This window comes from Moorena sp. SIO3E8, from assembly GCF_010692445.1.
Classification (GTDB): domain Bacteria; phylum Cyanobacteriota; class Cyanobacteriia; order Cyanobacteriales; family Coleofasciculaceae; genus Moorena; species Moorena bouillonii.
Genome location: NZ_JAAHHM010000031.1, coordinates 18,186 through 32,470, shown reverse-complemented (window position 1 = coordinate 32,470; position 14,285 = coordinate 18,186). Strand labels below are relative to the sequence as shown.

Sequence of the window (14,285 nt, the reverse complement as noted above, 5' to 3'; positions counted from 1 at the left end):
TAAACTTAAAAAAACAAATAAAAAAATCAACATTTTTATGATATTTATGTAAAAAAATATCATAAAAATGCAAGTATATAAAACGTTTTTAATAGTAATAATTTACACATAGTTTTTCCCCTACTCCCTACTCCCTACTCCCGATTCCCTACTCCCTACTCCCTACTCCCTACTCCCTACTCCCTACTCCCGATTCCCTACTCCCTACTCCCTACTCCCGATTCCCTACTCCCTTTTTTAAAAATGCTATAGCAATTACCAATTGTGAATTATGCCATACGACCCTAACTCAGGCTTTCCTAACTCAGGCTTTCCGAAGAATCCAAACGATGACTATATAAATAGCAATAGTTTAGTCATCAATCCACCGGACTCCCTAAACACTAATCAGACACCACCGCCAACCCAAACAGCCGAATCACCATCAGCCGAATCACCATCAGCCGAATCACCATCTCTCGGTGATGACTGGTCTGAACTCACCCATGATTTGCTCAATACCTTGCCACGAGCGTGGACTCGGGGATTGCTCTATCTGTTAGTCATCTTTGCCGGTATCCTCTTACCTTGGTCAATGCTCTCCAAGGTAGATGAGACCGGCAGTGCCAGAGGGCGGATTGAGCCTAAGGGGAAAACCATTAGGTTGGATGCACCAGTGTCTGGAACGGTGGCTGCCCTGAAAGTCAAAGAGGGGGAGATCGTCAAGGCAGGACAGATTTTACTGGAGTTAGAATCAGATTTAGTTCGTGCTGAGCTTGAGCAGTTGCATCAAAGACAGACAGGTCAACAGAATCGGCTGGCGCAGTTGGACATACTCAAGAATCAATTGATGCTGGGACTGCATACCCAACAGCAACAGAACCAAGCTCAAGAATTGGAAAAACAGGTTCAAGTGGAGCAGGCAAAGTATAATCTAGATTCTCTCAAGAATATCCATAATTTACAAAAAGAGGAAAAACTGGCCCAAATCAATCAAGTTCAGCAATCCATTGAATCGAGCCAAGCAACTTATAAATTAGCATTAATTCGGTTATCAGCTGCCCAGGAAAGACTCCCACGCTACAAACAAGCGTTTGAGGAAGGTGTCATTTCACAAGACCGCTTTATTGAAGCGGAACAGCTGGTAAAAGAAAACGACCAAAGCGTTGTGCAAGCCCAGTCCGATATTTTGCAAGCCAAGTCCCGCCTCAAAGAGCACCAAGGCGGCTACGAGCGGATTATTCATCAAGCTAAGGCTGATATTCAGCAAGCTGAACTTCGCCTTAAAGAGCAGAAACGTAGCTATCAGAGTCTAGTGCAAGGGAGTAAACTGGCGGTGCTAAAAATTGAGGAACAGCTGAAGAATCTGGAAACAGAAATTACTACCCTGCAAGCAGAAATTGCCCAGGCTAAAACCCAGATTAAATCCTTGGAATTTCAGTTAGAGCAACGAGTACTCAAGGCTCCTGCTACTGGCACAGTTTTTCATTTGCCGATCCAAGGCGCTGGGGATGTTGTCCAACCGGGAGAGGTAATTGTAGAGATTGCACCAGAGAATTCATCCCTAGTACTCCGAGCCCAAATAGCCACTACAGAGAGTGGGTCTTTACAGGTAGGAATGCCAGTGAAGATGAAGTTTGATGCCTATCCCTTCCAAAACTATGGGGTATTGAAAGGTAACCTGAGTTGGATTTCTCCAGACTCGAAGATGACAGAAACCAACCAAGGCAAGCTAGAAAGCTTTGAACTAGAAATCGAGTTAGAAAAGCCCTATATCAAAGCCCAAAACAAAAAGATTACCTTAACTCCAGGTCAGACTGCAACAGCCGAGGTGATTGTCCGGCAACGTCGTGTTATTGATTTCGTTCTGGATCCATTTAAGAAGTTGCAAAAAAGTGGTTTGGAGCTTTGACATTAATTTTTGTTAGTCATTATTAATTACCAATTAATCATTTATTATCTGGATGTTTAGGATTCAGATATCGATAGTTTTGTAAACTTTTTTAAGAGATTACTTGACTCGCTCTAATGATGATAATCTAGACTAATATAGCGTTTATAGGACTCATGAGGTACACATTATTTTTTCCCTATTCCCTATTCCCTTTTCCCTCTTACCTGCTCCCTGCTCCCTGCTCCCTGCTCCCTGCTCCCTGCTCCCTAAAAACCATAAATTTGTACCTCACAAGTTGTAGAATTGCTATAAGTACCACCTACTTATTGGAACCTAGCCGCCATGTCTTTGACTCAAGAATTAAAAAATCCAACAGAAATTGCAACAACTGTACCGGAAGATGTTATATTTCCCCCTAGGGATTTACTCAGTGACGAACCACCTTTGGAAACTGATCTACATCGACTACAAATGACCCTACTCATCCAATGCCTAGAGTGGTTGTGGGATGAGCGTGATGATTTCTATGTCTCGGGAAATCTGACTATTTATTACAGTCCTCGACAACGTAAGTCTGAAGAATTTCGTGGGCCTGACTTTTTTGTGGTGCTGCAAACTGAGCGCAAACCTCGGAACAGTTGGGTAGTGTGGCAAGAAGAGGGAAAGTATCCGAATGTGATTGTAGAAATTATTTCCCCTACCACGGCAGATACGGACCGAGGATTAAAGAAACAAATCTACCAGGATACATTCCGTACTCCCGACTATTTCTGGTTTGACCCCAACACCCTGGAATTGAAGGGCTTCCACTTGGTAGATGGTTGTTATCTCGAACTTGAGCCTAATCAAGAAGGTTGGTTGTGGAGTCAACAGTTGGCACTATATTTGGGAATTTATGACTCAAAATTACGTTGGTTTACCGCAGAAGGACAACTAGTTCCTACCCCTACTGAAGCAGCCGAACTCGAAAAGCAACGAGCCGAACAAGAATGTCAGCAAAAGGAACAAGCTCAGGAGCAATTATCTCAAATGGAGTCATTGTTAGCTCGTTATCGAGAACAGTTTGGTGATTTGCCTGAGTGATATAGCATTTCTCATAGCTATGAGATACACAGGTTTTTTTTCCTGTTCCCAGATCCGCTGTTCCCTGTTCCCTAAAACCCATAATGAAAGTACCTCACCCCATTGATAACTGCTAGATCTGTAATGAATGTAATTGTGTATAGGTTCCATGTTTCGCCAGCAGTTGAGCGTGATTGCCAACTTCTACAATATGCCCTCGTTCCATAACTACAATCCGGTCAGCTTTCCGAATCGTTGATAGGCGATGAGCTACCACAAACGTTGTGCGGTTTTCCATCAAGTGTTCCAAAGCGTCCTGAATCAAAGCTTCCGAAGCAGTATCTAGAGACGATGTTGCTTCATCGAGAACTAACACCCGTGGATTACGAATTAAAGCACGAGCAATAGCTAGTCGTTGCCGTTGACCACCAGAAAGTTTTGCCCCATTTTCCCCAATTAGAGTATCAAGTCCCGAGGGCAATTCCTGAATAAATTCTAAAGCATTGGCATCCTGAATCGCCTTGATTAACTGTTCTTCATCCAATTGTTTACTGCCGTACACAATATTCTCTCGCACCGTACCTTCAAATAAGATAGTCTCCTGGGAAACCACTGACAGGAATTTCCGATAGGTCTGTAGGTCGAGGCTACTCATATCTGTACCATCTAGTAAAACTCTTCCGGTCGTGGGAGCCATGAAACCAATAATCAGACTTAATAAGGTCGATTTTCCGGCTCCGGATGGTCCGACGATGGCAATGGTTTCCCCAGGATTGACCTGTAGACAAAAGTCTTGAATGGCAAACTGTTCCGTATCGGGATACTTATAACTAACCGACTCAAAGGTGAATTCACCACGCACCTGTTGCAGAGCTATCTTACCAGGATTGCGCTCTAGGTCAGGACACTCGATAATTTCACCCACTGAGCGAATGGATTCAAAACCTTTGCCAATCTGTGGCAATACAGCTAAAATTTGCACTATCGAGCTAGTCAGGGAATCAAAATAGCCGGTCAGTAACACCACATCCCCCACTGTGATTGCCCATTGCTTGGTATAGACTAACCAGGCTGAGGTGATCAAGCAAACCAGACTGAATAACCGTAGGGTTACCCAAGAAGAAGAATCGGTGATGGCGTTAATCGAGTCAAGTCGCACCGCTGCCTGTTTGACCGTCACTAACTTGCCATCAATCCGTTCCATCTCAGTCTGTTGAGCACCATGAGCTCGTGTGACTGGGATTAGCTGAATCATCTCGATTAAGCTAGCTGCCATTTCTTCTAGTTGTTGCCGGAAAGCAGAATTGCGATCGCGAATCGGTCGTCTGAGTATCGAGATCAAAATCACAGCTGCTGGAACAGTTCCCAGGAAGAACAGCAGAAACCAAGGAGCACGAATAGCAGTAGCGACAATTGCTACTAAGATAGTTAGCATAGCTGCAGGGACAAACTGGAACAGGGTTGTTGCCAACCCTTGAATTTGTTCCACATCCCGCAAGAGTTTGGTTTGTAGTGCTCCCTTGCTGTTATTTTTGTAGAACCCAATCGAAAGCAGTTGCAGCTGCTGGGTGATTAGTGAGCGCAGATTCGACTCCATGTTGCGAGTCGCCAGACTCATAAACCGGATGTGTAAGTAATGGGTGGGGATATTTTGCAGTACAGAAATCCCTAGGATAGCACCATTAATCCATAACTCCGACAGTGGGTGAATGCTTGGGTTGGAAATAATATCAATCACATTAGCAATCACCAATGGTCTGATCCATTCCGGACTGTGTTTGATCACATACACCGCCATCGACAGTCCGATTTTACCTAGGTCTTGGCGGTAGAGATAAAGTAGTGTCCGGAAGGGATACTCACTGCGATACTCTTGAGGAGGTGACTCCTTCGGTAGATTAGATGCTGCCGTAACACTTTCCAGTGATAATGCTTTCATGTCCCCAGTCCCTATGTCTCTTCTAACTGGTACTGTCTTGACACATGGACTGTAAAGAAACAGACAAAGAATTGTCGATTATTATAAAGAAACAAAAAATATTTTTTTATCGAAACTAAGTCTTTTTGACAGTCTTTATCGTCGCCAAACCTGTAGTTATAAACATGTATTGATTGCCTAATCAAACCCTAAGCATTTTATTTATAAAAAACTAATTTTTGTATGTTTTTTAAAATCTAAATTTTACTATAGCAGTCGAAGCAAAGCTTAGGAGATCTTTCTTTTACTTGCTCCCTACTCCCTGCTCCCTGCTCCCTGCTCCCTTTACACTAGAATAGTATGTCCTAAACTATACTTCCGTTGCTATAAAAACTTACTTATTTAAGACCCCAATAATTTGGGGTCACTACCTATTTATCACTACCATTTATTCAGGATCACTATCAACACCCGCACCCCCACCGCTAGTTTCAATTACGGGATAGTAGTTTTTAGGTTTATCACCCACGGTAACCCCACCATGAAGCATGGCTTGCATTTCTGAACCAAAGAAACTATAGGGAAATTTTAATTCTGGAGTACTTACCTGATTCAGACGCATTAAATGCTCCTCGCTCAGGGTAAAATCTAATGCCTGTAGATTATCCTGAAGCTGATGGGGTTTAGTCGCACCAATAATCACCGAAGCAATACCAGGTCGGTTAGCCGCCCAATTTACTGCTACTTGAGCCATACTCCGTCCTACCTCTGTTGCTACAGCTTCTAACTCTGCCACAATTTTCCAATTGCGATCGCTAAACTTTTGAAAAGCTGGATTAATTGACTCTTTCATCGCTTCTAAGCGACCTTCACCCATGCCACCATCTTCACTAGGGCGATATTTACCACTGAGTAAACCACTAGCAAGGGGACTCCACACCATAATTCCCATACCGTGTTCTGTACCAAAAGGGACAAACTCATTTTCAATATTCCGTTCTACCAGGGAATATTCTAATTGCAGCGTGGATAACGTTTCATACCCTCTTAACTCCGCAATAGTTTGCGCACGAGAAGCATACCAAGCAGGAACATCAGAAAGACCAATATAACGCACCTTACCAGAGCGAACTAGATCATCTAGGGTACGCATCACCTCTGCAGCGCTCGTAATTCTATCCCAGGTATGTAATATATAGAGATCAATATAGTCAGTATTTAAACGCTTGAGCGACCCTTCCACTGCACGCATAATATTTTTACGTCCATTGCCCCCAGCATTAGGATTGCCAGGTTCTCCGTTGTAGGAAAATTTGGTAGCAATCACCATCAAGTCCCGCAAATTACGCTCAGCAATAAACTCTCCTAACCAAGTTTCACTCGTCCCATTGGTATAAAGGTCGGCGGTATCAATAAAGTTACCACCTGCTTCAACATAATCATCAAATAGGGTTTTGGCGGTTGTACGGTCTGCTCCCCAGCCCCACTCAGTGCCAAAAGTCATTGTTCCAAGAGCTAGGCGACTGACGCGCAATCCAGAACGACCAAGGGTGTAATAGTTATTCACAGACATAATAAATATTGCCTTCGGACTATTGTGGTAAGGGTTATCGCTCAAGGGGAGCAAGGCTGATGATTGAACCCAGAAAAAAAGGATTTTTCCAGACTCGACCCATCCCCTTGAGTATTTCAATAGCTAGCGCTGTAAACTTCTGGGATCGAGAGCATCCCGCAACCCATCCCCAAGTAAATTAAATGCCAACACCGTCAGAATAATCAGCAGTGCTGGGGGCCAAATCAACCAAGGCTGTAGCACGATGATTGAGGCATTGGTTGCCAAAGACAACAAATTTCCCCAGGACGGGTCCGGTTGCTGAATTCCCAACCCAATTAAACTCAGCACCGACTCGGCCACAATGAAACCAGGAACTGCCAAGGTTGCTGATATAATCACATAGGAAGCTGTCTGGGGCAGAACGTGCCGTACAATGATATAAAAGGGATTGGCTCCCATAGTTTTGGCAGCTTGGACAAATTCCCGCTCCTTAATCGATAACACCTGTCCTCGGATCACTCGTGCTAAGCCAGACCAGCTAATAAACGAGGTAATCAGAACAATTAACAAAAACCGTTGGGCACTAGTTAGACCAGGTGGTAGCACAGCAGCTAAGGCGACGAGTAGGTAAATACCAGGAATAGTCATCAAAACTTCTACCAGACGCATGATGATCCCATCGACCCAGCCACCGAAATAGCCAGAAATTCCCCCAATGATTAGACCAAGGGGAAAGGAGATCGCAATTCCGACTAGACCAATACTAAGACTAATCCGACCCCCATACACCAAGCGACTAAACTGATCACGAGCTTGCTCATCGGTACCTAATAGATTAATCTTACCCTCACCCACCGTACCGAACAGGTGACGGTTGAAGGGAATCACTCCAAACAACTTATATTCTCGACCTGGAACAAATAAACCCACTGGGGAAGGCTTTTGCCAGTCTACATTTAGTTTGCGATCGCCTGTCTCTAAATCCGTTGGTCCTTGGGTTGTGGGATAGACATGGGGACCAATAAACTGTTTGGTTTGCTGGTTACGCCAGTAGATCTTGGTAGGTGGTAGCAGGGAACCATCTGGCTGAGACACATAAGGATCATAGGGAGCAACAACATCTGCTGCAATGACAATTAGATAAAACGTCAATAGTAGCAATGCCCCAAAACGGGCGAGAGGGTTCTTGGTAAGTTTTTGCCACCAGTTCATAGGATTCTGACTCCGAAAGGGCGAAAAGCACCTCGCGTTTACTTAGTATAGGTCTTAAAAGCATGGATATTAGTATGGGCGTCCGTGCATTAGCTATGTGCAAGCCCATACCCCATACTAATAAGATGGTATCGAAATCTGGTGCAACCATCCTTGAGCCAACACCCTTGACCCAACACCGTTCACCGGGAAGCCTTTACCTTTAATAGCTTCTGGTTATATAGCATTTTTCATAGTAATGAGGTACACATGATGTTTTCCCTATTCCCGTTTTCCCATTCCCTATTCCCTGTTCCCTAAAACCCTATTCCCTATTTCCCATTCCCTATTTCCCATTCCCTATTCCCTATTCCCTGTTCCCTAAAACCCAAGACCCTAAGTACCTCACACCATTGGTAACTGCTATACATTAATTTTTTGTGTCATTTTCACCATTCCATTATGATTTTCTGAGTGTTCAACCACAAACACATTGGAGAAGAGATTAGCCGTAATTTGTTTACCTTCCTGAGTTAAGGATAGGTAACGTAAGGCATCCTGAATATAAGGATATACCCCATTCCAGTAAAACTTAGAGTAGCCTTCCCGCAGATCTCCAGGATGGCGGTATCCAATGGCTTTGTTAAATCCAGTTTCTTCAAACTCATAGAACAAAGCAGTAGTTTTTTTGAGATAGCGTGGGTCACTCAGTTGACCAATCAAGTCAGAGGCGCGAATCAATCCAGGATAGTTACCTGTATCTTGATGATCCCCTTGCTTCGGCACAGGGAAACGAGTCAGTTCAATGTTGCGCTTGATAAACTCGGCATCAATCAGGTTGTGACCACCAAAGCGCTCATCAATAAATAATTTTGCCCGATCGACATGATAAGGAGTCAGAGCAGCATCGGTAGACCCTTGGGGTAAATGAACCATCTCCCCATTTTGACCAGTAGCGTAGAGTCGTTCATTTTCTCGGTCTTGGCGACATACTCCTTTAACATAGCCAATATCATGACATGCCAAAGAAATGATAAAGTGTAACCACTTATCAGGAGTTACACCACCTTCACGGATATGTTTGCCTCGCAAAATCTCCTGTCCGACGAGGGTAACTAGAATGGAGTGTTCCACATCGTGATAGAGCGCATCACTGTTGGCAATATTTTCCATCGCCATGCTGCCAGCCCAAGCAATTATATCTTCGTTGTCAGGGTTGAGTCCCCCGTAAGTTCGGCGGTAGCCTTCCCGGAGTCTTATAACAAAGGCGTTAATTAGAATTTCAGTGGTGTTAAACATGATTTTTGATTGACTTAAATGCTAAGACTTATTCCAGTATTCCCATGACACTGGCTTAGTTTTACTAGTTTGGTAGAATTCAATTTTTGGTAGTTTAACCTTTTGTATCGGTCGCTTAGGGTTAACGCCTCAGATCTAAACTCTCAGATCTAAACTGGGTAATCCTTGGGCGCTATATCAGCAGCAATGGGGAACGCTTATATTTGTATACAGCTTACCAAAAAGCTAGCTAAGCTGAAAGCCCCGAGGAGATCCTGTCGAGGTAATTAACCTTAATAAAAATCTGCCCCATCTCCCTCTCAATCTTCTTTATGATAGGTATTTAAGGGGACTTCATTTAGCAATTTTCAATCGGGTCAAGTACCTGACCCAATTAAGAAGTGCTACAATACCAATGATAGTTAAATAATAGTTAAATATTAGTTAAAGGATTGCGGGTGTAATTCAGTGGTAGAATGTCAGCTTCCCAAGCTGGACGTCGTCGGTTCGAGTCCGATCACCCGCTTGTTGGATCCATGCTAACCAGCATCCCCTGGTGAATAAATCACACCAGGTGTGTGGTCATAATTAATTTCAACCACCAAGTCTACTAGATTTGGGCTTCTAGTCAGGGGTGTAATGAATAATTCTGGATGGAGAGCTTTCCAAAAATAGTTAACAAAATCTCTAATTTGTCTATCTCCCATCCCTGACTTACCCTGAGCAATCATCTGTTTCTCTGCCTGTAGTCGCCATTGCTGACTGAGGCGGTAGTCAGTAGGGTAGAGTACCATCAATCGGTCTAATCGTTCCCAGAGGGGTACATAAAGCCTCAGTTGCTGATTCATATCCCGAGCAAACTCTCGGTCTTCCAGGGTCTGAATCGGTTCTGGAAGGGAGCCATCAAACACCTCTGGCTCAATGGGTCGAACCCCAACAAACCACCCTTCAAACAATACAATATCAATACTTTCGACCACCTCTGGAGTGATTCGGTCTCCAGCCCCCCCAAAAGCTGACTTATCAAACCGAGGCACGAGGATTTCTGGGGTAGAGGAAGGGGATCGTAATTGGTCTAATAGCTGTAAACCCAGCTCAACATCATGAGTTCCAGGGGGACCACGCCAGATCAGCCTGCGGTCTTGTTCTTGAAGCTGTTGTCGCTCCTTGTAGGTTTTGTAGAGGTCATCGATAGACAGGCTGAGAGTGCGTTCGCCTAGCTTGTGGAGAATCACACTTAAGACTGCGGCTAGAGTCGTTTTCCCAGTGCCCTGCCCTCCTAATATGCCTTGAATCAAAGGACGTCCCAACTGTTTACGATAGGATACCAACGCCATGGCTAAAGGAAGCCAGAGGTTCCAGAGGCATAAGAGAGTCTTTTGCTGTGTTTCAGGAGTAGTTTCAAAATACGGTAGAGCGAGAATATCTGGGTAGACTATCTCAAACAAATGCGATCGCGCTTGGATTACCTGTTCACCATTATCCTCTGTGATGCCAAACGCCTTTGCCTTTTGGTGATCAGCCAGTTCCTCAGCCAACAGTTGCTGACATTCAAGGGGATTTGGTTTTTGTCCTGATACCCACTGCTCTAGAATTGGACCAACGCTCTTGGTATCTCTTATCATTTATCGTTTCTCAGTCAGTAGTTGCATGGGACATCTCCCTTCTAAGGATTCAGCAGTGATAGTGATTACAAACTGATTACTAACTGATTAATAACTGATTACTATTTCAAGAGCCAAGCTTGAACGCTTCTAAATACATACTGTATACCACACCAATTTTAAAACAATTGACTAGATCGGCCAACCATGAAACCCGGTCAACGGTTTGATTTGATTTACCTTTTGGAAATTTACCGCTATAAATCAACCAGCTAAGTGGTTCTGTAAAAATAATCAACATCCCAGATAGTATCAATTCCTGGCCAGTTCCTGCTGTAGTACACAGGCCTTGTCCTACCAAGAAGCCACACAGAAAGCTAATCAGGATCATGGACAGGCGTCGCCAGGGATTAGCAAACCATAGCCCCAGCCGCGTCGATAAAAAATCAACTAAATTATTAAGACGGGTATTCTGCATCTACTACACTCATTTAAACAAGAATAACACACCTGTAGACCATGCTATCCCTTTTGGACTCATGATAGCCTGCTAGACCTCAATCACCCCCTAGCCCATTGATGAAGTTTAAATTAACTAATAGGTTTAAAAATTGGTGGCAATCTTGGCAACAGCATCCCACCACCCTATGGACACTTTCTATTCTGTGGTTACTCCTGATCAGCTGGCTAGCTTTTTTGTGGAATTTGGGCAACATCGGTTTAGTAGATGAAACTGAACCCTTGTTTGCTGAGGCCGCTCGCCAGATGACGGTTACAGGTGACTGGATTACCCCTTATTTCAATGGTGAGACTCGCTTTGATAAACCACCCCTAATCTACTGGTTGATGGCAATTGGTTACCGGTTGATTGGGGTGAATGAATGGGCAGTAAGACTGCCGTCAGCCCTGAGTGCGATCGCATTAACTGGATTAGGCTTTTACACCCTACGATATTATGGGATTTCCCGTCCTGCTGCCTTTACTCCTGATGTAGATTCTAGTCAGCACAGGGATAGCAAAATCAACCCTTCCTATCTCCAGCGGCAGTTGTGGCTCTGTGCCTGGATTGGTTCCACCCTGATGGCAGTGAATCTTCAAACCATTATCTGGGCAAGAACTGGTGTCTCAGATATGCTACTCAGCGGCTGTGTAGGGGGTGCATTACTAACCTTTTTTCTAGGGTATGCCCATCGAAACCAGAGGAGCACAGGAGCACAGGAGCTCGGAAACAGCGAAACAACTGTTGCTAAAAGCCCCTCACCCCCTCACAAATACCCTTGCCGTTGGTACCTAGCCTGTTATGTGCTCATTGCTCTAGCTATCCTTACCAAAGGACCAGTCGGTATCGTTCTACCCACACTAATTATTGGTGGTTTTCTGCTTTACCTGGGCAATGGCAGGGAAGTATTGCAGGAAATGTGCTTATTTAAAGGCATTTTGATTATTTTGGCTCTGACACTACCTTGGTATCTATTAGTAACCCTAGCCAATGGGCAAGCCTATATCGACTCGTTTTTTGGATATCACAATATTCAACGCTTTACTCGCACCGTTAACCGCCACGCTGGGCCTTGGTATTTTTATTTTCCAGTAGTACTGGTAGCTTTTGCCCCTTGGTCGAGCTACTTACCCTTTGCGATCGCACGACTAAAATTTTGGCGGCGGGTGCGGTGGCGTAACTCACCCCGTTCTACTCATTTGGGTTTATTTGCTCTGTTCTGGTTTGTAGGGATTTTCGGCTTTTTTACCATTGCTGCCACTAAACTACCCAGCTATGTTCTACCCCTAATTCCAGCTGCCGCCATTCTTTTGGCTTTATTGTGGAGTGACCAACTCACCCATACTAGTAACCTTTCCTGGTCTAGCCCTCTGCCCCTTTCCCCATCCATGCTACTCAGTAGCCTATTTAACCTCTTGTTGTTAATTGCCCTTGCCACTGCTATTTTCTTGGCTCCGGAATATATCGGTAGTGGACCAGCAGCACCCAACTTACCGGAGCAGTTGCAAGAATCCGGCTTAATGGTGAGGGGAGGTATTATTTGGAGTTTAACTGCTATTCTAGCAGCACTGTTGCTGTGGCGACGTTGGTTGTTTGGGCTATGGATAGTCAACCTAGTGGGATTTTTAGCCTTTCTTATTTTCGTGTTGACCCCGACTTTCTTATTAGTGGATCAAGTGCGTCAATTACCCCTACGGCAATTATCTGCCATTGCTGTTCAAGAAAAGCAATCGTCAGAAGAATTGATTATGATTGGTTTCAAAAAACCCAGTGTGGTTTTTTACACCCAGCAACCCGTCACCTACATGAGCAAAGGTAAAAAAGCACGAAATTACATGAAAGAAATAGCAGTGACTCAGCCTTCACCTCCCTCAGTTTTGATGTTAGCTAGGAATAAAAGGCTAAAGAAAGCCAAGCTAAAACCTGAGCAATATACTACCTTAGCTAGTCTTGGTCCCTATAAACTGATTCGGGTTTCAAAACAAGTTTTTGTTGATAACTCTAAAATTAAAAATTGAAACTTCAGTTGTGACACGACCCACGTCATACTTCATACTTCATATTTCATACTTCATACTTCACAATTTTATTCAAATAACAAATTACTAATTATTAGCTGTTGACTAGTCAACCAACCAAAATTGACATCATTATTCTACTTCTGTTGCTTCTGTTCTAATAGTTGATTTAGTCTGGAGCCGTGCTTTTGAGCCAGATTGCTCGGTCGATAATCGGGCCGCCTCATCCAGCGTTCTATTACACTCTCATGAAGGTCATCAAAGTTATCAGAAATCTCCCGTAGCTTGCGCCCTGTGAACTTGAATAGACCCAGATCATTGTTGAAATCAATTTCATAGTCAAGGTTGATACCAGTGGGAATTGCGCTTGGGTCAAACTCAAGACCAAGACCGATCTTGCCGATTGACTCGATCATCCACTGCAGTGGGCCGTCGGACAAGCCGCTCTGCTCCTGGGAGCCACCACCGACGGAGCCGTGAACCCCTGGAAACCATACTTCACGAACAACCTGGGTTTGGGAAAGGTGGCTTTTGTCCATTGGCGTGACGTCAAAGACTTTGCGCTGCTCATCAATGGATACAGCGTGCAACCCATGCTCAATAATCGGACTCAAAGAGGTATCGTGGAATCTATACCTCTTGTTAACCCTTTTGTCAAACCGCAAAAAGGGAGATAAATTAGGGATACCAAGGGAACCAACGGTGTCCCAGCAGCCAAGCAAGGTAATGGGGACACTTTCTCCGTATTTTTCGCGGAATGCTACCATTTGTTGGTGATTAGGCTTGATATCCCGAGAGCGGTACATTTCGTAGGCTTCCGGAGCTTTATCGATCTCAATCCGAGATAGCAAGCCTGAGTTATAAATCATTCCAGCGAGACTGCGCACGGTGTAAGCCCCACGACTGAAACCGAACAGGTAGATTTCGTCACCAGGAGCGTAGTTCAGGCAAAGAAAGCGATAAGCATCCTGGATATTGGTATCAATCCCTTTGCCAAAAGCCCCACCGAAAAGCTTGCTCTTGAGAGAGTCTTCTGTGCCAATTCCCTCATCGTAGAATACGATTTGTGAAACTCCGTCACTACCCAATGGTTTAACTGCCTGAGAAATCTTAACCACATTGCTTGGGTAAGTACTTGATAACTCTTGCCATGTGCCATCACAACATACCACAAGACGTTTCATGGTCTACCTCCTTTAAAAAACTTACTTACTCTTACTTACTCTTTAAAACTATTTAAATTAAAGTAAATACTTTCGAGCAACTCAGATGATCAAGCGCTCGCTC

General features: G+C 44.2%; 11 protein-coding genes and 1 tRNA gene. 5 read left to right on the top strand and 7 right to left on the bottom strand.

Going from position 1 to position 14,285, the window contains the following annotated elements; translation table 11 throughout:
* Positions 1 to 271 precede the first annotated feature (271 nt).
* From F6K46_RS15750 to F6K46_RS15740, 3 genes are all read left to right on the top strand, one after another.
* On the top strand, positions 272 to 1,891 hold the full coding sequence (locus tag F6K46_RS15750) for an HlyD family efflux transporter periplasmic adaptor subunit (protein WP_293058182.1): 1,620 nt from the start codon (positions 272 to 274) through the stop codon (positions 1,889 to 1,891).
* Between the two features lie 155 nt (positions 1,892 to 2,046).
* On the top strand, positions 2,047 to 2,292 hold the full coding sequence (locus F6K46_RS15745) for a hypothetical protein (RefSeq protein ID WP_293058180.1): 246 nt from the start codon (positions 2,047 to 2,049) through the stop codon (positions 2,290 to 2,292).
* A complete protein-coding gene (locus F6K46_RS15740; protein ID WP_075904989.1) occupies positions 2,216 to 2,956 on the top strand; it encodes a Uma2 family endonuclease in 741 nt (246 codons plus the stop codon). Before F6K46_RS15745 ends, F6K46_RS15740 begins: the two co-directional genes overlap by 77 nt.
* A gap of 112 nt (positions 2,957 to 3,068) precedes the next feature.
* Here the strand turns inward: F6K46_RS15740 and F6K46_RS15735 are convergent, their stop codons facing one another.
* The 4 genes from F6K46_RS15735 to F6K46_RS15720 form a co-directional block, all read right to left on the bottom strand.
* Positions 3,069 to 4,874: an ABC transporter ATP-binding protein gene (locus F6K46_RS15735; RefSeq protein WP_293058177.1), complete on the bottom strand. Its 1,806-nt coding sequence runs from the start codon at positions 4,872 to 4,874 to the stop codon at positions 3,069 to 3,071.
* A gap of 427 nt (positions 4,875 to 5,301) precedes the next feature.
* Positions 5,302 to 6,426: an aldo/keto reductase gene (locus F6K46_RS15730; RefSeq protein WP_293058175.1), complete on the bottom strand. Its 1,125-nt coding sequence runs from the start codon at positions 6,424 to 6,426 to the stop codon at positions 5,302 to 5,304.
* Positions 6,427 to 6,549: 123 nt separating this feature from the next.
* Complete coding sequence (locus F6K46_RS15725; RefSeq protein WP_293058172.1) at positions 6,550 to 7,620, bottom strand: ABC transporter permease; 1,071 nt, start codon at positions 7,618 to 7,620, stop codon at positions 6,550 to 6,552.
* A gap of 402 nt (positions 7,621 to 8,022) precedes the next feature.
* Positions 8,023 to 8,898, bottom strand: coding sequence for an Npun_R2479 family HD domain-containing metalloprotein (locus F6K46_RS15720; protein ID WP_075904984.1), 876 nt, complete (start codon positions 8,896 to 8,898; stop codon positions 8,023 to 8,025).
* 433 nt (positions 8,899 to 9,331) lie between these two features.
* Here F6K46_RS15720 and F6K46_RS15715 point away from each other — a divergent pair.
* A tRNA-Gly gene (locus F6K46_RS15715) sits at positions 9,332 to 9,403 on the top strand.
* A gap of 13 nt (positions 9,404 to 9,416) precedes the next feature.
* On the opposite strand, the gene F6K46_RS15710 is transcribed toward F6K46_RS15715, so the two are convergent.
* The gene (locus tag F6K46_RS15710) at positions 9,417 to 10,502 is read right to left on the bottom strand and encodes a glycerate kinase (RefSeq protein ID WP_293058168.1); all 1,086 of its coding nucleotides are present in this window, start codon (positions 10,500 to 10,502) and stop codon (positions 9,417 to 9,419) included.
* Between the two features lie 106 nt (positions 10,503 to 10,608).
* Positions 10,609 to 10,959 carry a DUF565 domain-containing protein gene (locus tag F6K46_RS15705; protein WP_075904980.1) on the bottom strand — a complete coding sequence of 117 codons (351 nt, stop codon included), beginning with the start codon at positions 10,957 to 10,959 and terminating at the stop codon, positions 10,609 to 10,611.
* A gap of 101 nt (positions 10,960 to 11,060) precedes the next feature.
* Here F6K46_RS15705 and F6K46_RS15700 point away from each other — a divergent pair, with 101 nt between their 5' ends.
* Positions 11,061 to 12,998, top strand: coding sequence for a glycosyltransferase family 39 protein (locus F6K46_RS15700; RefSeq protein ID WP_293058164.1), 1,938 nt, complete (start codon positions 11,061 to 11,063; stop codon positions 12,996 to 12,998).
* Between the two features lie 137 nt (positions 12,999 to 13,135).
* Here the strand turns inward: F6K46_RS15700 and F6K46_RS15695 are convergent, their stop codons facing one another.
* Positions 13,136 to 14,182 (bottom strand): DUF2235 domain-containing protein, encoded by a 1,047-nt coding sequence (locus tag F6K46_RS15695; protein WP_293058162.1) that lies wholly within the window; start codon positions 14,180 to 14,182, stop codon positions 13,136 to 13,138.
* Positions 14,183 to 14,285: the final 103 nt, after the last annotated feature.